This is a genomic window from Urbifossiella limnaea (assembly GCF_007747215.1).
Classification (GTDB): Bacteria; Planctomycetota; Planctomycetia; order Gemmatales; family Gemmataceae; genus Urbifossiella; species Urbifossiella limnaea.
The window spans coordinates 2,814,817-2,837,876 of the sequence record NZ_CP036273.1; the positions used below are offsets into that span (position 1 = coordinate 2,814,817).

At 69.5% G+C, this 23,060-nt stretch carries 22 protein-coding genes; 9 read left to right on the plus strand and 13 right to left on the minus strand.

Annotation, left to right across the window (positions count from 1 at the left end; all coding sequences use genetic code 11):
- Positions 1 to 130 precede the first annotated feature (130 nt).
- Positions 131 to 619, plus strand: coding sequence for a hypothetical protein (locus tag ETAA1_RS11375; protein ID WP_145237799.1), 489 nt, complete (start codon positions 131 to 133; stop codon positions 617 to 619).
- 76 nt (positions 620 to 695) lie between these two features.
- On the opposite strand, the gene ETAA1_RS11380 is transcribed toward ETAA1_RS11375, so the two are convergent.
- The 3 genes from ETAA1_RS11380 to ETAA1_RS11390 form a co-directional block, all read right to left on the minus strand.
- Complete coding sequence (locus ETAA1_RS11380; protein WP_145237801.1) at positions 696 to 1,805, minus strand: HD domain-containing protein; 1,110 nt, start codon at positions 1,803 to 1,805, stop codon at positions 696 to 698.
- 322 nt (positions 1,806 to 2,127) lie between these two features.
- Complete coding sequence (locus ETAA1_RS33410) at positions 2,128 to 2,256, minus strand: hypothetical protein (RefSeq protein ID WP_261342012.1); 129 nt, start codon at positions 2,254 to 2,256, stop codon at positions 2,128 to 2,130.
- 533 nt (positions 2,257 to 2,789) lie between these two features.
- The gene (locus tag ETAA1_RS11390) at positions 2,790 to 4,781 is read right to left on the minus strand and encodes a glycosyltransferase family 2 protein (protein ID WP_145237804.1); all 1,992 of its coding nucleotides are present in this window, start codon (positions 4,779 to 4,781) and stop codon (positions 2,790 to 2,792) included.
- Between the two features lie 261 nt (positions 4,782 to 5,042).
- Between ETAA1_RS11390 and ETAA1_RS11395 the strand changes: the two genes are divergently transcribed.
- Positions 5,043 to 6,521 (plus strand): c-type cytochrome domain-containing protein, encoded by a 1,479-nt coding sequence (locus ETAA1_RS11395; protein ID WP_145237807.1) that lies wholly within the window; start codon positions 5,043 to 5,045, stop codon positions 6,519 to 6,521.
- Between the two features lie 48 nt (positions 6,522 to 6,569).
- Here ETAA1_RS11395 and ETAA1_RS11400 read toward each other — a convergent pair whose 3' ends face one another.
- Genes ETAA1_RS11400 through ETAA1_RS11410 form a run of 3 tightly spaced genes read right to left on the minus strand, consistent with a single transcriptional unit; the run spans position 6,570 to position 8,995 of the window.
- The gene (locus ETAA1_RS11400; RefSeq protein ID WP_145237810.1) at positions 6,570 to 7,919 is read right to left on the minus strand and encodes a sulfatase family protein; all 1,350 of its coding nucleotides are present in this window, start codon (positions 7,917 to 7,919) and stop codon (positions 6,570 to 6,572) included.
- A 9-nt stretch (positions 7,920 to 7,928) separates the two neighbouring features.
- The gene (locus tag ETAA1_RS11405) at positions 7,929 to 8,243 is read right to left on the minus strand and encodes a P-II family nitrogen regulator (protein WP_145237814.1); all 315 of its coding nucleotides are present in this window, start codon (positions 8,241 to 8,243) and stop codon (positions 7,929 to 7,931) included.
- A 2-nt stretch (positions 8,244 to 8,245) separates the two neighbouring features.
- The gene (locus tag ETAA1_RS11410; protein WP_145237817.1) at positions 8,246 to 8,995 is read right to left on the minus strand and encodes an SDR family oxidoreductase; all 750 of its coding nucleotides are present in this window, start codon (positions 8,993 to 8,995) and stop codon (positions 8,246 to 8,248) included.
- Positions 8,996 to 9,084: 89 nt separating this feature from the next.
- On the opposite strand from ETAA1_RS11410, the gene ETAA1_RS11415 reads away from it, so the two are divergent.
- On the plus strand, positions 9,085 to 9,984 hold the full coding sequence (locus ETAA1_RS11415; RefSeq protein ID WP_145237820.1) for a metallophosphoesterase family protein: 900 nt from the start codon (positions 9,085 to 9,087) through the stop codon (positions 9,982 to 9,984).
- Positions 9,985 to 10,021: 37 nt separating this feature from the next.
- Here the strand turns inward: ETAA1_RS11415 and tkt are convergent, their stop codons facing one another.
- Together tkt and ETAA1_RS11425 are read right to left on the minus strand one after the other, a co-directional pair.
- Positions 10,022 to 12,091 (minus strand): transketolase, encoded by a 2,070-nt coding sequence (tkt, locus tag ETAA1_RS11420; RefSeq protein WP_145237823.1) that lies wholly within the window; start codon positions 12,089 to 12,091, stop codon positions 10,022 to 10,024.
- 227 nt (positions 12,092 to 12,318) lie between these two features.
- The gene (locus ETAA1_RS11425; RefSeq protein ID WP_145237826.1) at positions 12,319 to 14,097 is read right to left on the minus strand and encodes a WD40 repeat domain-containing protein; all 1,779 of its coding nucleotides are present in this window, start codon (positions 14,095 to 14,097) and stop codon (positions 12,319 to 12,321) included.
- 377 nt (positions 14,098 to 14,474) lie between these two features.
- Here ETAA1_RS11425 and ETAA1_RS11430 point away from each other — a divergent pair, with 377 nt between their 5' ends.
- On the plus strand, positions 14,475 to 14,798 hold the full coding sequence (locus tag ETAA1_RS11430) for an HU family DNA-binding protein (protein ID WP_145237829.1): 324 nt from the start codon (positions 14,475 to 14,477) through the stop codon (positions 14,796 to 14,798).
- 72 nt (positions 14,799 to 14,870) lie between these two features.
- Here ETAA1_RS11430 and ETAA1_RS31825 read toward each other — a convergent pair whose 3' ends face one another.
- Positions 14,871 to 15,131: a putative signal transducing protein gene (locus tag ETAA1_RS31825; RefSeq protein WP_202920830.1), complete on the minus strand. Its 261-nt coding sequence runs from the start codon at positions 15,129 to 15,131 to the stop codon at positions 14,871 to 14,873.
- A 199-nt stretch (positions 15,132 to 15,330) separates the two neighbouring features.
- On the opposite strand from ETAA1_RS31825, the gene ETAA1_RS31830 reads away from it, so the two are divergent.
- The 4 genes from ETAA1_RS31830 (at position 15,331) to ETAA1_RS11455 (ending at position 19,008) form a co-directional block, all read left to right on the plus strand.
- Positions 15,331 to 17,088 carry a hypothetical protein gene (locus ETAA1_RS31830; RefSeq protein ID WP_202920831.1) on the plus strand — a complete coding sequence of 586 codons (1,758 nt, stop codon included), beginning with the start codon at positions 15,331 to 15,333 and terminating at the stop codon, positions 17,086 to 17,088.
- Positions 17,089 to 17,159: 71 nt separating this feature from the next.
- Positions 17,160 to 18,134, plus strand: a complete 975-nt coding sequence (locus ETAA1_RS11445) for a sugar phosphate isomerase/epimerase family protein (protein WP_145237835.1) — start codon at positions 17,160 to 17,162, stop codon at positions 18,132 to 18,134.
- 2 nt (positions 18,135 to 18,136) lie between these two features.
- On the plus strand, positions 18,137 to 18,418 hold the full coding sequence (locus ETAA1_RS11450; RefSeq protein ID WP_145237838.1) for a hypothetical protein: 282 nt from the start codon (positions 18,137 to 18,139) through the stop codon (positions 18,416 to 18,418).
- A gap of 5 nt (positions 18,419 to 18,423) precedes the next feature.
- The gene (locus ETAA1_RS11455) at positions 18,424 to 19,008 is read left to right on the plus strand and encodes an anthranilate synthase component II (RefSeq protein ID WP_145237841.1); all 585 of its coding nucleotides are present in this window, start codon (positions 18,424 to 18,426) and stop codon (positions 19,006 to 19,008) included.
- Here ETAA1_RS11455 and ETAA1_RS11460 read toward each other — a convergent pair.
- From ETAA1_RS11460 to argA, 4 genes are all read right to left on the minus strand, one after another.
- Positions 19,005 to 19,451: a GNAT family N-acetyltransferase gene (locus tag ETAA1_RS11460; protein WP_145237844.1), complete on the minus strand. Its 447-nt coding sequence runs from the start codon at positions 19,449 to 19,451 to the stop codon at positions 19,005 to 19,007. The genes ETAA1_RS11455 and ETAA1_RS11460 overlap by 4 nt on opposite strands.
- Positions 19,452 to 19,474: 23 nt before the next feature.
- Entirely contained in the window at positions 19,475 to 20,020 is a 546-nt protein-coding gene (locus ETAA1_RS11465) for a hypothetical protein (protein WP_145237847.1), read from the minus strand.
- A 39-nt stretch (positions 20,021 to 20,059) separates the two neighbouring features.
- On the minus strand, positions 20,060 to 20,356 hold the full coding sequence (locus ETAA1_RS11470; RefSeq protein ID WP_145237849.1) for a hypothetical protein: 297 nt from the start codon (positions 20,354 to 20,356) through the stop codon (positions 20,060 to 20,062).
- A gap of 97 nt (positions 20,357 to 20,453) precedes the next feature.
- The gene (gene argA, locus ETAA1_RS11475; protein WP_145237852.1) at positions 20,454 to 21,779 is read right to left on the minus strand and encodes an amino-acid N-acetyltransferase; all 1,326 of its coding nucleotides are present in this window, start codon (positions 21,777 to 21,779) and stop codon (positions 20,454 to 20,456) included.
- 167 nt (positions 21,780 to 21,946) lie between these two features.
- On the opposite strand from argA, the gene ETAA1_RS11480 reads away from it, so the two are divergent.
- Complete coding sequence (locus tag ETAA1_RS11480) at positions 21,947 to 23,011, plus strand: FAD-dependent oxidoreductase (RefSeq protein WP_145237855.1); 1,065 nt, start codon at positions 21,947 to 21,949, stop codon at positions 23,009 to 23,011.
- Positions 23,012 to 23,060: the final 49 nt, after the last annotated feature.

The window sequence follows — 23,060 nt, forward strand, 5'->3', positions numbered from 1 at the left end:
GCTGTAACGCCGGCCGTCCGCCGGGGTGGGCGTTGGAACGAGTCGGATGTGCCGGCCGGGGGGCGGGTGCGGCCGATACCAGACGCACGGACCGGGGCGGAGCCCCGCCCGGCCACGGAGGGACCGGATCATGAAACGGATTCTGCTCGCGCTGGCGGTCGCCGCCCTGTCCGCGACCGCCGCCAGCGCCGACCCCGGCGGTTTCGCCCCGCCCGCCCCGCGCGGCGGCCAGCAGGCGCCCGGCGGCCAGATGCCCGGCGGCTACGCCATGCCCGCCAACCACAACGCCCCCGCTGCCGCGCCGACGACGCTGATGGGCGCCATGTCGGCCCCGGCGGAGCGGCCGCCGGACCGCTACGGCCTGCTGCCGGGGCTGCGGAACCTGTTCTCGCTGAACAAGGGGTGCAGCACCTGCGGCGAGTGCAACGGCAAGCACCGCGGCGGCTGCCCGAGCGGCGGCTGCGGCCCGTTCGGCCACGGCAGCTACACCGGCGGCCCGGGCGTCGGCGGCCACGGTGCGCCCAACCCGTACGCGGCGAACCAGGGCACGCTGGTGTTCCCGCACCACCCGTTCGTCCGCAGCCCGCGCGACTTCTTCATGTACGAGCCGGGCCGCTGACGAGTTTCGAGTTCAGAGTTTCGAGTTCAAAGTTCGGTTGCCCAACTTTGAACTCGAAACTCTGAACTCGAAACTGTCATTTCCCCCGGTTGCTCCGCTCCAGCTCGCGCAAGAAACCCAGCGCCTCGTCCACCGTCCCGACGACCGCACCGGGCACCCGGCCGCGGTCGTCGCACTCGCGCAGTTCCAGCAAGTCCTCGAAGTCGTCCGACGCCTCCAGCCGCACCCGCCCCCGGTGGCCGAGCGTTCCCGCCTTGTACTCCTGGGCGAGCATGTGGTTCTCGATCAAGAACGCCGTGCGTTCCGTAATCAGCCCCTCCAGCGCTTGCACGCCCGCGGCGACGTGGTCGTAGGGGTCGATCCCCTTGCCCACGTCGTGCAGCAGCGCAGCCGTCAGGAACTCCTCGTCCCACGGCCGGGCGTCCTTCGCCTGCTCGAACACTTGCAGCGAGTGGTACAGCACGTCCCCCTCGGGGTGCCACTTCGGGTTCTGCTTCACCCGCTCCAGCGGCAGCAGCAGCAGGCGGAACACCTGGTGCGGGTCCACCGCCGCCTCCTGCTCGGCGAGCGCGTCGGCGACGTTCACCTCGGGGTGCTCGCGGGCGATGAGTTCCTCCAACTCCTTCGTCGTGGCCCGCTCGATCGGCTTGCCGGTGATCGAGCTGGTGAACACGTAGTGGGCCTTGTCCTCGGCGTAGACGGTCAGCTCGAACGGGAACACGTCGTAGACGTGGACGTGCGTGAACACGCGGGTTTCGTTATGCTTGGTGATCTGCTTCCGCTCCACGTCGTACTGCACGCCCTCCTCGTCGAGCACGCTGGTGACGGGTTCGAGGTGGTCGCTGAACAGGTGGAGGTCGATGTCCGAGCCCTTGCGGGTGTGGCCGGTCATCACGCTCCCGATGAGCCGGGGGCGGAAGCGGGCGAGGAGCTTCATCAGGCGGAGGGCGTGAAGGCGCATGTCCTTGAGGTCGGCGGTGCGGCGGTCGCCCTCGTGGGTGCGGGCGAACTCCTGGATGAGGTCGCGGATCTCGGCGTTGCTGGGGAGGTCCGACGGCTTCACCGACCCGCGGCAGACGCGGTCGGCCGCCTTGCGTTTGGCGGTGAAGTACTCGGACTCGGTGCGGGCGTACATGAGCCGGGCGGCCTCGAAGGCGATGGCCCGGCGGAGCTTGGGGTCCGGCATCGAAGGGGGTGCGGCGGTTTGATTAACGAGCCTGTCCGGTGCCGCCGCGAGGCTCGGGGGCATTGTACCACGGCTGCCGCGGAGCAACCTCGGTTTTCAGGCCAACGGCCTGACAGCCCTCAGCCCAGGGCAAGGGAGCGCAGCGACCGCCGCTCTGGGTTTGTGGTTACGGGGAGTTGCAGGCTGAAGGCCTGCGAGCCGGCTCGCAGGCCTTCAGCCTGCAAGGTGATTCGTGCCGCCTACCCAGGGCGTTGCCCTGGGCTGAGGGCTGTCAGGCCGTTGGCCTGAAAACCTCGGCGCCATCGGACGTGAAACGACCGCATTAGCTTTTCCCCAGCACCAGATCGACGACCCAACAGCCGCGGACGTGCGGCCCGTCGCCGCGGCAGTGGGCGAGGATGTCGTTGTCGGCGCAGCCGGCGTCTTCGAGCGCGTCGGCCAGCACGGGCATCGGGGCGAAGTCCCGCGACTCGTACATCCCACGGGCGAGGGCGACGACGGCTTCTGTCCGCCAAGACGGCTCGAAGGCGATGGTGCGTTGAGTATTCCCGATGATGTCACGAAGCAGGTCTTGATGAGACGATTTGTCGTCCGTGCTGCGGCTTGCGATACGGGCAGCGTTCTGGTGTGTGAATAGGGCAGCCCTGAACGCATCGTCGTTCGCAGCTTGCCAAGGTGTCGGCCAAAGTTTCGGCCCCTGCCAGATTGCCCCTCTCGCAGCGCGGACTTGGTCGTAACTCACTCCTCCATCCACAAACGCCTCAACCAACTCAACGACAGCTCGGTGACGCTGTGCAACAAGTCGTTGCCAAACTCGCCGACAGCATGCCACGGCGAATAGCCGCAACTTCCGGTCGCTCGTGCGGCCCTGAATGAATTGAAGCATCTGCAACGGGTCGGTCGCCGCCAGCCATTCCGCTTCGGTCATAGCCCATCCTCGGAACCGCTCTTGCCGGATGATACCCGACAACGAGCGGTTCCGCGCTACGCCGCCTTCAGCGCGAAGTCGGGGCGGTCGAGGCGGAAGTGCGGGGAGTAGTACGGGTCGCCGGCCTTCAGGAACGACGACCACTTCAGGTGGAACAGGTCGTACTCGCGCCGGAACCGGGCCTGCTTCTCGGCCGTGTCCTCGTAGCCGCGCGTCTTGCTCTCCAGGTGGTACAGCTCGGCGTCCGGCGTCCACACCACGCGGTAGCCGGCCTTCAGCACCGCCAGGCACAGGTCCACGTCGTTGAAGGCCAGCACGAACCCCTCGTCGAACCCGCCCACCTCCGCGAATACCGCCCGCGGCATGAGGAGGCACGCCCCGGTCACCGCGGCCACGTTCTGGGTGATGCGGAGCCGCTGCATGTAGCCGCTTGCCTGGCGCGGGTAGAACAGGTGGCTGTGCCCCGCCACGCCGCCCATGCCGACGACGATGCCGGCGTGCTGGATCGTGTCGTCGGCGTAGTACAGCTTCGCGCCGACGGCCCCGACGCCCGGCTGCACCGCCTGCGTCACCATCGCTTCGAGCCAGTCGGGGTTGATGGCCTCGGTGTCGTTGTTGAGGAACAGCAGCAGGTCGCCCTTCGCCTGCGCCGCGGCGAAGTTGTTCACCGCGGCGTAGTTGAACGGCTTCGTCCACTCCACGACGCGGGCGTGCGGTTGCTTCTGCAACTCGCGGTAGTACGCGTGCGTCTCGGGGAGCGTGCTGCCGTTCTCGACGATCACCACCTCGTAGTTCGCGTAGCTCGACTTCGCCAGCGACTCGACGCACCGCGACAGGAGCCCCACCTGGTCCTTGTTGGGGATGATGACGCTGACGAGCGGCTGCGTCCTCAGGTGGTAGACGACCTGATAGAGCCCCTGCACGGCCCCGTCGTGGACGCTGGCGTCGATACCGAGGCGGGTCAGGTGTTCGGCCACGGCCTTCTTGCCGGCCTCGAAGGCGTAGTTCTTCGAGCCCTTCACGAACGCCGTGGACTCGGCGTGCATCCGCCAGTGGTACAGCACCCGCGGGATGTGGACGATGCGCTTCGCACGTTCGCTGGCCCGCAGCACCAGGTCATAATCCTGCGAGCCGTCGAAGCCGGGGCGGAAGCCGCCAATCGTCTCGTACAGCGCCCGCTTGAGCGTGGTGAGGTGGCAGACGTAGTTGCGGCTGCGGAGCGTTTCCGGCGACCAGTCCGGCTTGAAGTTCGGCTCCACGCGGTCGCCGTGGGTGTCGATCTTGTCCTCGTCGGAGTACAGGAAGTCGGCGTCCGGCGACTCGTTGATCGCGGCGACGACCTCGTGCAGCGCGAACGGCGCGAGCGTGTCGTCGTGATCGAGGAGGGCGAGGTAGTCGCCGGTGGCACTTGCCGCGGCGGCGTTCGAGTTGCCGACGATGCCGCGGTTCTCGGCGAGGAATTCGACCTTGATGCGGCTATCAGCAGCGGCCTTCTCCAGCACCGGCCGGACGTGCGGCTGCGTGCTGGCGTCGGCGAGGCAGAGCTCCCAGTTGCCGTAGGTCTGGTCGCGGACGGACGCGATCATCGCTTCGAGGAAGCCCGCAGGGGGGTTGTAGACCGGCACCACGACGCTGATCTTTGGCGCGCGACTGAAGCGGTGGGCACGCTGCTTCATCAGCGCGGCGGCGTCCGGTTCGTGCTTGCCGATCCAGCGGCGGTACTCGTCCGGCGGCGTGCATTCGCTCAGGTAACGCTCGTCGGGCGGGGGGCCGTTCGCGGCCTTGCGGCGCGCCAACAGCGCGGCGGGGATGGCGGTCAGGCGGCGGGCGGTGCGCTTCAGGACGGTGCGGCGCCGGGTGTGGAGCGGGAACAGGCGATCGATGAGTTTGTTGATCAAGCTGGCGGCGCGGAACGCCTTCGAGGCGCGGACCGCAGCCAGCTCCGCCTGCTTCTGTTCGAGGAGCTCCGTCCGCCGCATCAGGGCGGTTTCGAGCTGCTCGATGCGCCGGCGGGCGGCGGCGAGATCGCGGGCGGGGTCGTCGGCCATCGGATCATCCGAACGTGTGCGGAAGTGGCGACTTATAGCCCGCCGGGTGATGCGACACAACCCCGGCCGTCGATCTGACGCTCTTTTGTGGCATCGACTCAATTCGTGCCTCGACCCCCCGGGGGGGAGCCGTACACACAATGGGCTCGGGCCGAGCTTTGAGCGACACCTCCGCCCGCGGTCGGGGTTTAACTCTTCCGAACCCTCCACCGGCCCGGTAGAATCAGACTTCCTGCCCCGACTCCTTTCCCGGACGCCGTCATGCTGCGACGCCGCTTCTGCTTCTGCATCCTTTGCGCGACCGCGGCGATGACCGCGTACCTGATGCTGTTCGCCGCCCCGCCCCGCGCCGCCGCGCAGGACAAGTCCGTGAGCTTCATCAAGGACGTGGCGCCGATCCTGAAGGAGAACTGCTTCGCCTGCCACGACGCCAAGAAAAAGTCGGGCAAGTACGACATGACGACGTTCGAGAAGATGATGGCCGGCGGCCCCGACGGCCCGCCGATCACCGCCGGGAAGGCAAAGGAAAGTGACTTCCACGACCTGATCGTGACGACGGAGCAGCGCCGGATGCCGCCGCGCGACAAGGGCGAGGCGGTGCCGAAGGAGAAGGCGCTGCTGATCGCCAGGTGGATCGACCAGGGCGCGAAGCTGGACGGCGGCCTCGACCCGAAGGCCGACCTGGTGAAGGAACTGCGCGTCCGCTGGCAGCCGCCGACGCCGCCGGAGAAGTACACGTTCCCGGCCGTGGTGAACGCGCTGGCCTTCAGCCCCGACGGCAAGACGCTGGTGATCGGCGGCCACCACGAACTGACGGTGTGGGACTTCGCTCAGTCGAAGCTGCTGAAGCGCGTCTACACCCGCTCCGAGCGGGCCTACGGGATGGTGTTCCTGCCGAACGGCCTGCTCGCCGTTGCCGGCGGCCGCCCGGGGCAGGAGGGCGACGTGCGCGTCTACGACCTGAAGGCCAAGGGCCGGATGGCGGGCGCGGTCGAGATTCTGGACGGGGTGAACGACAAGGCGGTGATGGTGAAGCACCTCGTGGACATCGAGGACGCCGTCCTGTGCATCGCGGTGTCGCCGGACGGCAAGTTCCTGGCCGCGGGCGGCACCGACCGGGCCGTGCGGGTGTGGGACCTGTCCGCGGGCGTGGCCAACGCCCGGCTCGACCAGACCGTCGAGAACCACGCCGACTGGGTGCTCGGCGTGTCGATCTCGAACGACGGCCGCTACCTGGTGACCGCCGGCCGCGACAAGACGGCGAAGGTGTGGGACCTGCGGGCGAAGGAGTCGGTGGTGACGTTCCCCGAACACCAGAACATCGTGTACGGCGTCGCGGTGAAGGGCGACGGCTCGGCCGGCTTCTCCGTCGGCGCCGACAAGCAACTGCGGACGTGGAAGCCGGGCGGCGAGGGGAAGCAGGTGAAGGGCGTCGGCGGCCACTCCGACGAAGTGTTCCGCGTGATCTACCACCCGAAGCAACCGATGCTGGCCACGTCGTCGGCGGACAAGACGGTCCGGCTGTGGAACAGCGAGACGCTGGCCGCCGGGGCGACGCTGAGCGGCCTGACGGACTACGTGTACGCGGTGGCGTTCAGCCCGGACGGCGAGTACGTCGCCGGCGGCGGCTACGACGGCAACGTGGCCGTGTGGAAGGTGACCGACGCGAAGGCGGCTCCGAAGTTGTTCAACGCCTCGCCGGGGTTCGTGGCACGGCCGCCGGAGCCGGCGAAGAAGTAGCCCACCCGCTTGCGGCGTAGCGCGGCCCGGGCTACGCCGCAAGCGGTGTCACTTCTTGGGCACCAACCCCGTCCGCCGGTCGTACCGATCGGGTGTCCGCGCCGCGGGCACCCGATCGCTCGTCTCCATGACCCACTCGTCCAGCGCCTGGCGATGCGACGCCAGCACGGCGGCGTGCCGCGGATCGGCGATGACGTTCCGCAACTCGTGGGGGTCGGCGTCCACGTCATACAACTCCTCGGCCGGCCGCGGCGTGACGAAGCACGTCCGCATCTCCGCCGGCAACTTCCCCGCGTCGAACAGCGCGATCATCGCCTGAAACGTCGGGCTGCGTACAGCGTCCGCCGGCGGCGTCAGTGGCACGTCGCGGTAGCTGTTGCGGACGTAGCGGTACCGGGCCGAGCGCGCGGCGCGGGCGTGGTCGTCGAAGTCGTGCCAGTTCTTCTCCAGGTACACGAAGTCGCGGTGCTTTGCGGCCGGGTCGCGGAGCACTCCGGCGAAGCTCCGGCCCTGCACGGTCGGGGGCACTGCCGCACCCGCCAACCCCAGCAGCGTCGGCGCGATGTCGATGGTGCTGACCAGGCTCCCGCACGTCCCGCCGGCCCGTACGACGCCCGGCCAGCGGGCGATTAAGGGCGTGCGGCAGCCGCTGTCGTAGACCGTGGTCTTGCAGCGCGGGAAGGGCCGGCCGTTGTCGCTGAGGAACAGTACGAGCGTGTCGTTGGCCACACCCTGCCGGTCGAGTTCGTCGAGCACGTCGCCGATGTAGCGGTCGAGGCGCGAAACCTCGTCGTAGTACAGTGCCAGGTCGGCGCGGACTTCGGGCGTGTCGGGCAGGTACGGCGGCACGATTACGTCTGCCGGCCGGTGCGGCTGCGGGATCGCGTTGGGCGCGTAGTCCCGGTGCGGGTCGAACGCGGCGAGCCAGGCGAAGAACGGCTTGTCACGCGGCCGCCGGCGGAGCGTCTCCACCCACTGACCGCAGCCGCTCGGGCCGCCGCCGGCGTTCACCACGTCGAAGCCGGCGAGGGCGTCCTTCCCGAGGTGTGTCTTGCCGGCGATGGCGGTCCAGTACCCGGCCGCGCGCAGCAGCGCGGCGAGGTTCGGCTGCCCGGCCGGGAGCGGCTGGTGGAGTTGGGGAGCCCCGTGGCTGTGCGGGTAGCGGCCGGTCAGGAGGCTGCACCGGCTCGGGCTGCACGAACTGGCCGGCACGAACGCCCGGTCGAAGCGCGTCCCGCCGCGGGCGAGGCGGTCGATGTTCGGCGTGCGAACGGCCCGGTTGCCGAACGGGCCGCAGTCGTCGGCGCCGAGGTCGTCGGCGATGAGCAGCACGACGTTCGGCGGCGGCGCCCTGTCGGTCGGGGTGAACGCGGCGAGGGAGAGGAGTAGTGGGGTCATGGGGTCGCCTCAGAACTCGAGCGCGTCGGGCCACACGGTGGGGACGACGAAGATTTTCCCGTCGCCGATCCGCCCCGTGCGGGCGGTACGGGCGACGCGGTCGGCCAGCTCGTGCTCCGTGTCGTCCGTTACCCAGACGGTGATTTCGACCTTCGGCAGGTAGGCCGTGCTATACTCCGAGCCGCGGTAGCGGTCGAGGTAGCCCTTCTGCCGGCCGTACCCCTTCGCCTCGCGGACGGCGCACACGCTCACGCCCATCTCGGCAATCACGGCCAGCACCGCCTCGGCCCGGAACGGCTTCACCACGATCGTGAGTTGCTTCACGGCTACACCCACCCGCCGGTGACGGGCAGCACCTGGCCCGTGATGTAGCCGCTTTCTTCGCTCGCAAGGAACAGCACCGCGTTGGCGATGTCCTCGGGCTTCCCGAGCCGGCCGGCGGGGATTTGCTTCAGGTACTCGGCCATCACCTCGGCCTTCACCTCGCCGAGCATCGGCGTCTGGATCACGCCGGGGGCGACGGCGTTCACCGTAATGCCGCGGCGGGCCAACTCCTTCGCCAGCACGCGCGTCATGCCGATGACGCCGGCCTTTGCCGCTGCGTAGTTCGCCTGCCCGTGGAAGCCGACCAGCCCCGCCACCGACGCGATGTTCACGATGCGGCCCCCGTCGCGCAGCACCTCCGCGCCGTACTTGCAGCCGTGGAAGACGCCGTCGAGGTTGGTCTGGATGACGGCGTGCCACTCGTCCGGCGTCATCTTGCGGAGGGTGCGGTCCTTGATGATGCCGGCGTTGTTCACGACCACGTCGAGGCCGCCGAAGCGCTCCTTCGCCTGCCGCATTAACCCTTCTACTTGTGCGGCGTCCCGAATGTCCCCGGCCAGTGACAGCACGCCGTCTCCGAGCCGCCCCGCGAGTGCGGCGGCGTCGGCGCGGTTGAGCCCGTCGGGGTCGTCCCAGTAGTGCAAGACGCCGTTCGCGCCGGCCCGGACGAACGCGGTGAGGATCGCGGCGCCGATGCCGCGGGAGCTGCCGGTTACGAGCACGACCTTGCCGGCGAAGTCGAACTTGATCATGAGGGAATGCGGTTTGCGGGACGCGGAATAGAACAGGCCGCTGACAGGGATTGTCGCCGGGAAACAGACTTCCGCAACCCGCAATCCGCATGATTCGGCTGATCCACTTCAGCGACGTGCACCTCACCGCCCCGAATGTCGGGTGGCGGCTCGGTGACCTGTTCACCAAGCGCGGCACCGGCTGGGTGAACGTGCGCCTGCGCGGCCGCGGGCATCGGTTCCGGTACGCGAATCAGGTGGTCGAGGCATTGTTGGCCGACTGCCGCACCCGCGGGTACGACCAACTCGTCTTTTCCGGCGACGCCACCACGATGGCGTTCGACACCGAGATGACCGAGTCGGCGCGGCGGCTCGGCGTGTGGGACGCGACGCTGCCGCCGGCCTTGGCCGTGCCGGGGAACCACGACCTGTACACGTTCGGGGCCACCCGCCGGCGGACGTTCGAGTTCGCGTTCTCGGCGTGGCAGCAGGGCGAGCGCGCCGACGACACGCACACGTATCCGTTCGCCAAGAAGGTGGGCCACGTCTGGCTGATCGCGCTGAACTCGGCCAAGCCGAACGTGCTGCCGTGGGACGCGACCGGACGCGTCGGCACGGCGCAACTGGAACGGCTGAAGCGGCTGTGCGCCAGGCTCGACGCGGGGCCGCGCGTGGTGGTGAGCCACTACCCGCTGTTGACGCGCGGCCGGCACCCCGAGGCCCGCTGGCACCGTCTCCTCGATTGGGCCGAGGCGCGGGACGCGGCGGCAGCGTGCGGCGTCGGCCTTTGGCTGCACGGGCACAAACACGTGTGGTACGTGCTCGAAACCGGTGAAGCACAGCCGTTCCACTCGGTGTGCGTCGGCAGCACCTGCCAGGAGAAGCTGTGGGGCTATCACGAGTACGAGATCGACGGAACGCGGTTGCGTGGGCTGAGGCGGGTCTTTGATCTGGGTACGGGGCGCTTCCTGGACGCGGACCGATTCGAGTTGGAATTGAACGGCGAGTGAAAGCCCACCCGCCGCGGCGGGTGGGCTTCGTGTCTCGTTACTTCTTCGCCAGTTGCTCGCGAGCCACCTTCAGCACGTTTTCGACGCTGAACCCGAAGTGCTTCATCAGGTCCTTCAGCGGCGCCGACGCCCCGAACGACCGCATGGCGATGATCGCACCCGTCGGGCCGGCGTAGCGCTCCCACCCGAACGCCGCCGCCATCTCCACGCACACCCGGGCGGTCACCGCGGGCGGCAGGACGCTGTCGCGGTACGCCTGGTCCTGCTTCTCGAACAGCTCCCAACTCGGCAGGCTCACCACCCGAGCCTTCACGCCCTCGGCCGTCAGCTTCTCGTAGGCCTCGACCACCATCGACACCTCGCTGCCGGTCCCAATCAGGATCACGTCCGGCTTCCCTCCCGCGGCGTCGGCAAGTACATACCCGCCCTTCTGGAGCCCGGCCGCGGGGGCGTACTTCGTGCGGTCGAGCGTCGGCAGCGCCTGCCGGGTCATCACCAGCGTGACCGGCTGGTGCTTCTGCTGGACGGTGTACCGGTACGCCTCGGCCACCTCGTTCGCGTCGCCGGGGCGGAGGACCACCATGTTCGGCATCGCCCGCAGGCTCGCCAGGTGCTCGATCGGCTGGTGGGTCGGGCCGTCTTCGCCGACCCCGATGCTGTCGTGGGTGAACACGTAGACGACCGGGATGTGCATCACGGCCCCGAGCCGCAGCGCCCCGCGGCCGTAGTCGCTGAAGATGAAGAACCCGGACCCGTAGGCCTTCAGGTTCGACAGCGCCAGGCCGTTCATGATGGCGCCCATGCCGTGCTCGCGGACACCGAAGTGGATGTTCCGCCCGGCCGGCGTCTTCGCCGTGAACACGCCGGCGCCCTCGAACTTCATGAACGTCTTCGTCGACGGGTTCAGGTCGGCCGACCCGCCGACGATCCACGGCACGTTCTTGGCGATGGCGTTGAGCACCTGCCCCGAACTCTCCCGCGTCGCCAGTCCCTTCGGGTCGGCCGGGAACACGGGGATGTCCTTGTCCCACCCGGCCGGCAGGTCGCGCTGCTCCAGCGTCTCGATCTGCGTCGCCAAGTCCGGGTGCTTCGCCTTGTAGTCGGCGAACAGCTTGTCCCACGCAGCGCGGGCGGCGCCGCCGCGCTTGCCGATGCCGTCCTGGAAGCGGCCGTACACGCCGTCCGGCACCAGGAACGACGAGTCCTCGGGCCAGCCGTAGGCCTTCTTCGTCAGCTTGATCTCGTCGGGGCCGAGCGGCTCGCCGTGCGCCGCGTGCGTGTCGGCCTTGTGCGGGGAGCCGTAGCCGATCACCGTCTTCAGCACGATCAGCGTCGGCTTCGTGGCGCTGCTGTTGAACGTCTCCAGCGCCGCCGCCATGCCGGCGGTGTCGTTGCCGTCGTTGACGCGGAGAACGTCCCAGCCATACGCCTCGAACCGCTTCGCCACGTCCTCGCTGAACGCCAGGTGGGTGTGACCGTCGATGGTGATGCCGTTGTCGTCGTAGATGAGGCACAGGTTGTTGAGCTTCAGGTGCCCCGCCAGCGACGCGGCCTCGGACGCCACGCCTTCCATCATGCAGCCGTCGCCGCAGATGGCGTACACCTTGTGGTCGAACAGCTTCTCGAACCCCGGCCGGCCGTAGTACCCGGCCATCCACTTCTGGGCGATGGCCATGCCGACGGCGTTGCCGACGCCCTGACCCAGCGGCCCGGTCGTCGTCTCGATGCCGCTCGTGGCCTCCTGTTCGGGGTGGCCCGGGGTGCGGCTGCCGAACTGGCGGAACTGCTTCAGTTGCTCCATCGGCAGGCTCGGCGTGTCCTTCGGCTTGTTGTGCTCGTCGCGGTCCACGACCCCGGCCAGGTGGACCAGCGAGTACAGCAACATCGAGGCGTGGCCGTTCGACAGCACGAACCGGTCGCGGTTCGTCCAGTACGGGAACTTGGGGTCGTAGTTCAGGAACCGGTTCCACAACACGTAGGCGACGGGGGCGAGGCCCATCGGGGCGCCGGGGTGGCCGCTGTTGGCCTTTTGCACCGCGTCCATCGCCAGGGTGCGGATGGTGTTGACGCAGAGCCCGTCCAGGTTGTCGAACGCGGGCTGGGCCATGACTGCCTCGGGGTGGGAATCGGGGTCGGTGCCAGCTTACGAGTCGCGGCGCGGCGTGTCAGCGGGAACGACGGTCTGGCCGGCCTCATTGTGTGTCACCGACCCCCCCGGGGGGTCGAGGCACGCATTGAGTCTATGCCACAAAAGAACGTTGGGGTGGCGCGACAGGCCGTCGCTGGCGAAGCCGCCGGCCCGTCGCCGGTTGCAACCGAAACGGTAACGGTCGGTCAACGGTTCAGTGCCCAAACGCGGACCGTGCCGTCGTCGCCCCCCGACAGCACGGCGTTGCCGTCCGGCGTGAAGGCGACCGTCAGCACGTTGCCGACGTGGCCCGTGAACCGCGCGAGTTCCTTCTTCGCCCGCAAGTCCCAGACGCGGACCGTGCCGTCGTGCCCGGCCGACGCGGCGCGGTCGCCGTCGGGCGCGGGACTCACGCACGACACCGCGTCCGTGTGGCCCACCAGCCGGAACAGCTCGGCGCCGGTGAACGTGTCCCACACCCGCACCAGCCCGTCGGCGCCGGCCGACAGCACCCGCCAGCCGTCGGGGCTGAACGCGACGCTCGACAGGATCGTGTTCTTCAGCGCGAACGTCCGCAGCAGCCGGCCGGTGGGCACGTCCCACAACTTCACCGCGCGGTCGAGCCCGCCGGAGAGGGCGAGCTTGCCGTCGGCCGCGAACGCCACCCCGACCACCCAGTCGGCGTGCCCCGGCAGCACCTTCAGCGCCTTGCCGGTGGCCACGTCGAACAGCCGCAGCTTGCCGTCGTAGAGGGCGCCGCACAGGGCCGTCGTGCCGTCGGGGGCGAAGGCGGCGCTGCGGTTCGTCTGGCGGTCGAACGTCTTCAGCTCGATGCCGGCGTCGGCGTCCCACAGGCGCACCGTCTGGTCGAGGCTGCTGGACAGCACCCTCCGCCCGTCCGGCCCGAACGCCAGGCAGCAGACGCGGTCCCGGTGCCCGGCCATGACGCGCAGCTCGCGCCGCGCGACGAGGTCCCATACGACGATGCCGCGGTCGGCGCCGCCGGACACGGCGCGGGTGCCGTCGGGCGAGATCGCCAGGCAGGCCACGGCACCAGTGTGGACTTGCAGCACTGTGGGCAGCGGGCAGTGGGCGGCGGGCTGTGAAGGCAGCACCGGCGTCGCCGGCTCGGGGTGGGCCTGCCCACCGCCCACCGCCCACTGCCCGCCGCCGCTCGCCAGAGCGGCCACCAGCGCCCGAACCTCCGCCCGCGTCGTCAGGGCCGTGTCCGTCAGTTCGCCGAGCCGCGCCTCGAGCCGCTCGACGTACCGCGCCATCAGCGCCGCCAGCTGGGCGGCGCCGTCCTCCTGGGCCTTGCCGAGCCGTTCGAGCTGCGCGAACGCCAGCCCCTGGAACAGCTTCGGGTCGTCCTCCACGGAGCGGCGGAAGTAGTAGCGCACGGCCACCGCAAGCAGCGGAGCCGCGGTCGGGTCGGACGGCGGCCGCAGCGCCACGAGCGACGCCAGCGACGGGAATCCTTCGGCGTGCAGGTCGGCGGCGAGGGCGTCGGCCACGCCCCACTGCGCGGCCAGGAGTGCGGTCGGTTCGTCGAAGCGGGTGAGGGTGCCGAGCCCGTCGGCGAGGGCGACGGGGTCGGCGTCGCCGGCGAGGAGGCCGGCGGCCCTCGCCGCCGTCAGCTCGGTGCGGCAGCGCGGCACGAACGTCGGGTCGGCGGTCGCCCGGCCGTCGGTCTGCGCGGCGAGCACGAACAGCCGGAGCTGCTCGCGGAACGCGCGGTCCTCGGCACGGTCGGCCACGGCCAGTGCCGAGTCGCCGGCGAGGGCTCGGTCGAGCGTTGCCCACGCGCGGTCGGCAGCGTCGCGGAGTGCGTCGGCGACGCGAAGGCTTTGGTCGCTGAGGCGGTCGGACAGGAAGCGGGCGACGGCCGAGGCGCTTTCGGCGGCGACGGCGACGCCCGTGGCGCGGCACACGCCGCCGACCAGCGGCGCGAGCGCGAACACGGAGAGACGGGCCAGGACACGCACGACGGCCTCCCGGAAACGGGAATGATGGGGATGAAGCCCGACGCCCGCGGCCGGTTTGGAATGGAGGATGACGCCGGCGCAGCGGTTCGTCGGTCACCCGATCGTACCGCGCCACGGCAGGGAGCGGCAGGGGTGAATGCCCCGGCCGGCCGTCCCCGGGTCAGCGTACCACGGGGTGCGATTCCAGCGGTCAACGGGTCGTGTGTGGGGTCGTGAGCTCACAGGACGGACGCGGAAACTCCGGAAAACGGCGGTTTCGCGGAAAAGACCGGCATTATTTCGCGGAAATCCCGGCGTGTCCGTTGACACCCCCCGACGGAACCCTTAGTTTTCAGGCAGTTTCGAGTTCTGATTCCCCTCAGACCGGAGAACACGTCATGGCGAAGGCTGCGAAGAAGGCGCTCACGAAGTCCGCGTTCCTGGCCGAGGTGGCCGAGAAGACCGAGCTGAGCAAGAAGCAGATCGACGCGGTCATGACCGCGATCGTCGAACTGGTGCAGCGGGAGTTGAGCGGCAAGGGCCCGGGCAAGCTGGTCATCCCCGGCCTGGCCCGCATCAGCGCCACCAAGGTGAAGGCCGTGAAGGGCGGCGTCGAGAAGAAGAACCCGCTCACGGGCGGCACCTACATCACCAAGGACAAGCCGGCCTACAACAAGGTCCGGCTCAGCCCGATCAAGGCGCTCAAGGAATCGCTGAAGTAACGTGTGTCGAGGTGATTCCCGAGCCGGCCCCGGGGGAAGCGCCAGGCGCTCCCCCCGGGGCCGGCTCGGTCGTTACTCGCCGACGAGTCCCTCCTCCGTCGTCGTGCCGCGCTCGGCCTCCATCCGCCGGATCAGCGCCGCGGCACGGTCTGCGTCGGCCCGGTGAACCCACAGCTCCACCGAGCCCTGGATCGCGGTGCCGAAGCTCGCCTCCAAACTCTCGCCGAGCACCCTCGCGTCGATCCCCTCGGCGACCAGTTCGTTGCGGTACAGTTCGGTCGTCACGTGGTCGGCCTGGGCCACCTTCACAACGTCGGTCGGGTCGTGTGCCACGGGTGTCCTCCTGGGCGACGGCATGCCAGCACCGCAAACCCCGTTCCGCCCCCGCGCGACGTAGACACACGCCGTGCGGTTGCGACTGGGAGCCGCCGCGTTCCGGCGCCGTCGGTGGCCGGTCCGTGGGGGGTGGGTATATTGTACCCCCGACCCGCGCGGCCCCGTCCGGCCGCAGCCCACCGACTGAGGAACCAGCATGGCAGACGGGCCCAACGCCGCACCCGGATTCAGCTTCCGGGCCGCGTTCCCGTGGATGAGCATCTTCCGCTGCTTCCAGGTCGCACTCGACCCGCGGAAGTTGCTGGTCGCCGCCGCCGGCATCCTGGTCATGTCGATCGGCTGGTGGGTGCTGTCGGCGCTCTTCTACTACAAGGCGCCCGACCGCAGTGCCCCGGAGTACAGCAACGGCACCATCTCCAAGGAGAAGGAGGGGCAGAAGAAGCCCGGCACCGACGCCTCGTACACCGAGGCCGACTTCACCGACATCGGCAACAAGCGGTTCGCCGCCGACTTCGAGAAGTGGCGGGTCATGGCCGACCTCGCCGGCCCCGCCGACGAGGTGGACCCGGCCACGAAGCGGCCGATCCCCGTCGGCCGGTTCCGCGCCGCCCCGTGGGACGAGTACCGCGGCCCGAACCCGTTCCTGTTCGCCACCAACGCGCTCGCCGGCGGCGCCACCGAGCGCGCCGACGCCTTCGGCCGCTTCATCAGCGGCTCCATCCCCGTGCTGGTCGAGCCGCTGGTAAAACTGCTCGTGCCGGTGGCGAAGATGGTGTCGCCGGGCGTCGGGGCGCAGACGCGCGTCTACCTGTTCTTCCTGATCCTGTGGAACGTGGCGGTGTGGGCATTTTTCGGCGGCGTCATCACCCGGCTGGCGGCGGTGAGCCTGTCCGGCCGCGGGCCGGTCACGCTGAAGCAGGCCGTGCAGTTCGTCTGCACCCGGTACGTGAACTACGTCCTCTCGCCGATGGTGCCGCTGGCCATCATCGCCGTCGTGATCGTCGGGCTGTTCGTCTACGGCACGATCGCCCTGATCCCGCTCGTCGGCGACATCCTGCTGCTCGGCCTCCTGCTGCCGCTGGTGCTGCTGGCCGGCGTCATCATGGCCATCTTCCTGGTCGGCCTCGTCGGCTACCCGCTGATGTACCCGACGCTGTCGGTCGAGGGCGACAGTTCCGACACGTTCGACGCCCTGAGCCGGTCGGTGAACTACGTCTACCAGTCGCCGTGGCACTACCTCTGGTACTGGTTCGTGGCCGTGCTGTACGGCGCGATCGTGACGTTCTTCGTGCTGTTCTTCACGTCGCTGGCCGTGTACGTGGGGAAGTGGGCGGTCGGGCTGCCGGCGAGCACGATGGCGGAGAGCCGCAAGCCCGAGTACCTGTTCATCTACGCCCCCGAGTCGTTCGGGTGGAAGGAGCTGTTCCTGCAGGGGAGCCCCTACGAGGTGACGCACAGCACTGCGGTGAGCCCGGCGGGCCGCGTGGTGGACGTGTACTCGAAGAAGGACCCGGCCGAGTACGACCGCAACCGCGCGGAGTTCTACTGGTTCAACACGTTCGGGGCCGGGCTGGTTGGGTTCTGGCTGGGGCTGGCGTTCCTGATGATGCTCGGGTTCAGCTACAGCTTCTTCTGGACGGCCGCGACGGCGGTGTACTTCCTGATGCGGAAGAAGGTGGACGAGGCGGAGCCGGACGAGGTGTTCCTGGAGGACGACGAGCCGCAGGTGCCGCCGGCCCCGCCGAAGCCGCCCGAGGCGCCGGCGGTCGCGTCGGGCCCGGTGGGCGGCACGCCGCTGACGGTCATCACCGCGCCGACGGTTCCGCCCGCGCCGGTGGTGCCCCCGCCGCCTGTGGTCGTGAGCCCGCCGCCGGTCGTTTCGCCCCCGCCGCCGGTCGTCTCGCCCCCGCCGCCGGCCGAGGCGCCGAAGCCGGACGACAAGCCGATCGTGTGACCGGGTGACGTGTACGAAGCCCACCCGTTGCGACGGGTGGGCTTTCTTGTTGCCGCTTCACGGACGAACCCATGCCCCGCCCGGTGTTGCTGTTCAGCGGCCCGTGGGCCGACGTGCCGCTCGACGCCCTCGCCGGCAAGGCCGCCGCCTGGGGCTACGACGGCTTCGAGCTGTGCTGCTGGGGCGACCACCTCGAAGTGCAGCGCGCCCTCTCCGACGACACCTACGGCCCCGCCCGCCTCGACCTGCTGGCCCGCAGCGACCTCCAAGTGCCGGTCGTCGCCAACCACAAGGTCGGGCAGGCCGTCTGCGACCCGATCGACAAGCGGCACCAGGGCCTGCTCCCCGACTACGTCTGGGGCGACGGCCGGCCCGAGGGCGTGCGGCAGCGCGCCACGGAGGAGATGACGGCGACGTTCCGCCTCGCCGAGCGACTCGGGGCGGGCGTCGTGAGCGGCTTCACCGGCTCACCGATCTGGGGCTACGTCGCCGGCTACCCCGCGCCACGACCGGACGTCATCGCGGACGCGCTGAAGGAGTTCGCCGCGGCGTGGCACCCGATCCTCGACGCCGCCCGCGACTGCGGCGTCCGCTTCGCGTGCGAGGTTCACCCCGGGCAGCTGGCGTTCGACCTGTACTCGGCGGAAGTGGTGCTCGACGCCCTCGGCGGCCGCGAGGAGTTCGGCTTCCTGTTCGACCCGAGCCACCTCCACTGGCAGGGCGTGGACCCGGCCGCGTTTCTGCGGCGGTTTCCCGATAGAATCTACCACGTCCACGTGAAGGACGCCCAGCTGACGCTCGACGGCCGGGCCGGGCTGTTGGCCGGGTACTGGCCGAGCGGCGACCCGCGGGCCGGCTGGCAGTTCCGCTCGCCGGGCCACGGCGGCATCGACTGGCCGGGCCTGGTGCGCGTCCTCAACGAGATCGGCTACGACGGCCCGCTCGCCGTGGACTGGCACGACCCCGGCATGGACCGCGAGTACGGCGCCGCCGACGCCTGCCGGTTCGTGAAGGCCATCGACGTACCCGCGCCGGCGCGGAGGTAACGGTGAAGTTCCCGAGCTTCGACGACGCCGAGGCGCTGAAGGCCGAGTGGACGGACAAGTACGTCCGCGTCCGGGAGGGGGTGCCCGAGTACACCCGCTTCGCCGGCATGGTCGGCCGCGTGGTGACGGTGAACTACGGCGGCCGGGCGCTGGTCGACTTCGCCGACGGGGCGTGGTACGACATCCCGGCCACGGCCGCGTTCCTGGAAGTCGTGACCGCTGCCGACGTGAAGTTTGACGCCACCGCGAACAGCGCCCAGAAGCTCCCCACCCGCCAATCCTGACGCCGATGATCCTGCTGATCGACAACTACGACTCGTTCACTTACAACCTCGTCCAGCGGTTCGGGGAGATCGACCCGACGCTGCCGATGCAGGTCGTCCGTAACGACCAGATCACGCTGGCCGAGATCGAGGCCCAGAACCCCACGCACATCATCCTGTCGCCCGGCCCGTGCACGCCGAAGGAAGCGGGCATCTGCAACGACGTGTTGGTGCGGTTCGCCCCCACGCGGCCGATCTTCGGCGTGTGCCTCGGCCACCAGTGCATCGGCCACAGCTTCGGCGGTGAGGTCGTCCGCAACAGCCGCATCATGCACGGGAAGGTGTCGCCGATCTACCACGACGGCAAGGGCGTGTTCGCGGGCATGTCCAACCCGTTCGACGCGACACGCTACCACTCGCTGGTGATCCGCCGCGAGACGTGGACGAACCCGGACTTCGAGGTGAGCGCCTGGACGGCCGAAGGGGAGATCATGGGCGTGCGGCACAAGACGTGGCCGCTGCACGGGGTGCAGTTCCACCCCGAGAGCTTTTTGACCGTCGAAGGGCCGACGATCCTGAAGAACTTCCTGGCGCTGGCACCGGTCCGTTAAGACAGGCTCTTCTCGAACAGCACCATCGTGACGCCGCGGTCGGCGTCGGCCCGGGTGCCGACGATGTCGTAGCCGAGCCCCAGGGCCATGTGCAGCATCGGGTGCTGGCTGTTGGGGCATTCCAGCCGCACCGACTCGTAGCCGCGCTCGCCGGCCCACTCCTGAGCCGCTTCGAGCAACTGTGAGCCGATGCCGGCCCGCCGCGCGTCCGGCAGCACGCCCCACGTCGAGGCGATGAACACCTCGGGCTCCGCCTCGTAGCCGAGGAAGAAGCCGACCGGCCGGTCCTTGATCCGGGCCACCAGCGGCAGCACGTTGTACCGGCCGAGGCAGCGGCGGCGGAACGTCTCCTCCGTCCGCGTCGGGCGGTACACCTGGTTGTAAAGTTCGACCAGCTGCGGGAGTTCTTCCTTCTCCAGCACGTCGATCACAGCGTCGGCCATCGGCACGCCCCCGTCCGGCGCACTCAGCGGTGCAGGCCGGAAATGATCTCGTCCCACGCCGGCACATTCCAGGTGGCAATCAGCTCGCGGAGGACTTCTCCGGCCGTGTCCTCCTCGGCGGGCGACACCACGCCGCCGCCGACCTCCCCGTCGTCGCCGTCCTCGTCGTCCCCCGCCGGCTCCGCGACGGGCGCCGCCACCACGACCGGCGCCCGGCCGGCGGCCTGATAGCTGGGGGCTGGCTCGTCCGCAATGCCGGCGTCGGCAGCGTCTCCTTCGCCCTTCTTCCGACGACGCCGGCGGCGCCGCCGTTTGCGACCGTCGCCCGGTTGCTTGTCGCCGGGGCCTTCTTCACCCTCACCCTCACCCTCGACTTCGCCCTCGGCCGCCTCGTCGGCGAGACCTTCGGCGAACTCGGGTTCCTCCTCGACCGGGGTGGCGTGAAGCTCGTGGATCGCCTCCGGCTCCTCGACTTCCTCGGGCGGCGAGGCGTCGGCGGCGGAGGCGGTCGGCTTCTGAACGCCGAGTTCGCGGGCGAGGTCGCCCCAGTCGTCGTCCGGGTCGGTCATGGGAGGGTTCTTGTCGGTGGGTAAGGTACCGACATCTTATCAGGCCGCCGCCGCCCCGGACACGCCGCCCACCACCCAGGCCCGCGCCGCGCCGGTCAGCGCGACCTCGACCACCCGGTCCCCGAATTCCGCGCCGAAGCCGCCCGCCAGCGCCTCGGCCAGGGATTCCCCATCCGGCAACTCGTCGCGCGGGACGAAGTACACGCCGGGGCGGCCGAGTCCGTCCGCGAGTCGATCCCACGACGGGGCGGGGAGGCCGGGAAGGAGTTTACCCAGGAACGCGGCCACGGCGTCGTCGAGACAGGCCCGCGGCGGGAGGATGTAGAACGTCGCCATGCCGCAACGATCGGCCGCGGCGGGGAGGGGAGCGGGGGCAAAAGAAGAAAGCTCACGCAGAGGCGCAGAGCCGCAGAGAAAGAACCGTCACTCCCGTTCATCTCTGCGGCTCTGCGCCTCTGCGTGAGCTTTCTTCGTTGAGCACTTTCACCAGCACCTGCGACTTGCGCCCCTGCTGCTCGTACCGGTCGCGCCGGGTCGGCGGCAGGTCGTCCGGCGTGCCCAGCGCAAACCCCGCCTTCTGCACGAAGTAGTTAATGGCCTGCGTGCTCAGGCAGAACAGCGTGCCGAAGCCCTCCGCCCGCGTCAGGTTCTCGGCGTAGTGGATGAGCTTGAGGCCGATCCCCTGGTTGGCGTAGCGGTCGTCCACGTACACGCTGGCGATCTCGGCCTTGTTCTCCTCCGGGTACCGAATGAGGGCCGCGCACGCGACCGGGTTGCGGTCCACCTCGAAGACGTAGAAGTCGGCGATCTGCTTCTCGATGTCCGCCCGCGTCCGCTTCGCCAGTTCCTCCGACTTCACGCCCTGCTGGATCAGGTTGAACACGGCCCGCACGTCCGACTTTCGGGCCGGGCGGATCGACTGGTACTCGTTCGCGTACACCAGGGTGCCGATCCCCTCGTTCGAGAACACCTCGCCGAGCAACCCCTCCTGCTCCCGGCCGTCGATGACGTGAACTCGCTCCACGCCCTCCTTGCCGGCGCGGACGGCGTGGCCGAGCTTCGTCAGCGCGTTCGGCGACAGGTCGGCCTTGTTCCGCTTCAGGTACGCGTCGGCCTCCTCGACGGTGAGCTGCCGCACGACCGCGCCGGCCGTGTTGCGGATGCCGCCCTCGGTGGTGAGGAACACGAGCTTGATGGCCCGCAACGATTTCGCCACCTCGACCGCCACCGCGTCGGAGTTGAGGCGGTACGAGTTGCCGGCGCCGTCGCAGCCCAGCGGCGGGATGACGGGAATGATGTCGTGTTCGAGCAGCGTTTGAAGGAACACCACGTCGATCCGCTCGACCCGACCCGTGAACTGGTGATCGACGCCGCCGAGAATGCCCTTCGGGTGCGCGACCACGGCGTTCGGGCAGGTGGCACGCAGGTCGTTCGCCAGCAACCCCTCGAGGATCTCGTGCGTGACGCGGTTCGCGGCCGTGATGGCCACCTGGAGCGTGTCGCGGTCGGTGATGCCGGTGCCGTCGGTGTCTGAAGGCGGCACGTGCATCCGTTCGGCGTAGCGCTTGATCTGGTGGGCCGCGCCGTGGACCATCACGACGCGGATGCTCAGGCTGCGGAGCAGGGCGATGTCCAGCAGCAGGTTGGGGAAGTTCTCGTCCTCCACGACCGCGCCGTCGAGCGCGATGACGAACACCCGGTCGCGGAACCGGGGGACGTAGCGGAGAATTTCGCGGAACTGCGTCAGCCGCTCACGCATCAACGTGGACCCCAAACCCCGTGCCGTGATGGCTTTCTACAATACACCCGTTGCCCGCCGCGGCGATAGGCCGGGCCGCTGGCCGGCCAAGGCCCGGCCGTGCGAACCCGCCGCCGCGACCCGGTACATTACGACACAGATACCCGCCCCCGCCGGAGCTCTCCGCGATGCCTGAGAACGTCGTCATCATCGGGTCCGGCCCCGCGGCCTGGACGGCCGCCATCTACGCCGCGCGGGCGAACCTCAACCCGCTGGTCATCCAGGGGAACCCGTTCGACAAGAAGAATCAGGAGAACGGCACCCTGCCGCTCGGGCAGCTCGCCCTCACCACCGAGGTCGAGAACTTCCCCAGCTGGCCGGCCGGCGACACCCGCCAGTACCTCAAGACCGCCCTCGACGAGGAAGACCAGCCGTACTGGGTGACGGCCAACAAGCCGCAGCCGACGCACGGGATCAACGGCCCCGAGCTCGTCGCCCTGAGCCGCAAGCAGGCCGTGAACTTCGGCACCCGCGTCGAGTCGAAGGACGTGGTGAAGGTGGACTTCTCGAAGCGCCCGTTCACGCTCACCACGCACGACGGCGAGACGGTGCAGGCCCACACCGTGATTGTGGCGACGGGGGCGCGGGCGAACTACCTGGGGCTGCCGAGCGAGGACAAGTTCAAGAACAACGGCGTGAGTGCCTGCGCCGTCTGCGACGGGGCGCTGCCGCGCTTCCGCAACAAGCCGATCGTCGTGGTTGGCGGCGGCGACTCGGCCGTGGAAGAAGCCGGCTACCTGACGAAGTTCGCCAGCACGGTCCACCTGTTCGTCCGCCGCGACGCCCTGCGGGCGAGCAAGATCATGGCCGAGCGGGCGCTGAAAAACCCGAAGATCGACATCCGCTGGCACACGGCCGTGGACGAGGTACTCGGCGAGGACAAGGCCGGCGTCACCGGCATCCGGGCGAAGAACCTCAAGACCGGCGAGACGACCGACATGCCGGCGAGCGGCCTGTTCCTGGCGATCGGCCACACGCCGAACGTGAACTTCCTCGACGGTCAGCTCAAGTTGAACGAGGGCGGGTACGTGGAGTGGACGACCCTCGGCCGCACCTACACGAGCGTCGAGGGCGTGTTCGCGGCCGGCGACGTGGCCGACGACTACTACCGGCAGGCGATCAGCGCCGCGGGGACGGGGTGCATGGCGGCGCTGGACGCGGAGCGCTACCTGGGGCACCACGGGCTGGTGTGATGAGCTTGCGAGCGGCCCGCGTGAGCGGGCTGTTCCTGTGCGAACCAAT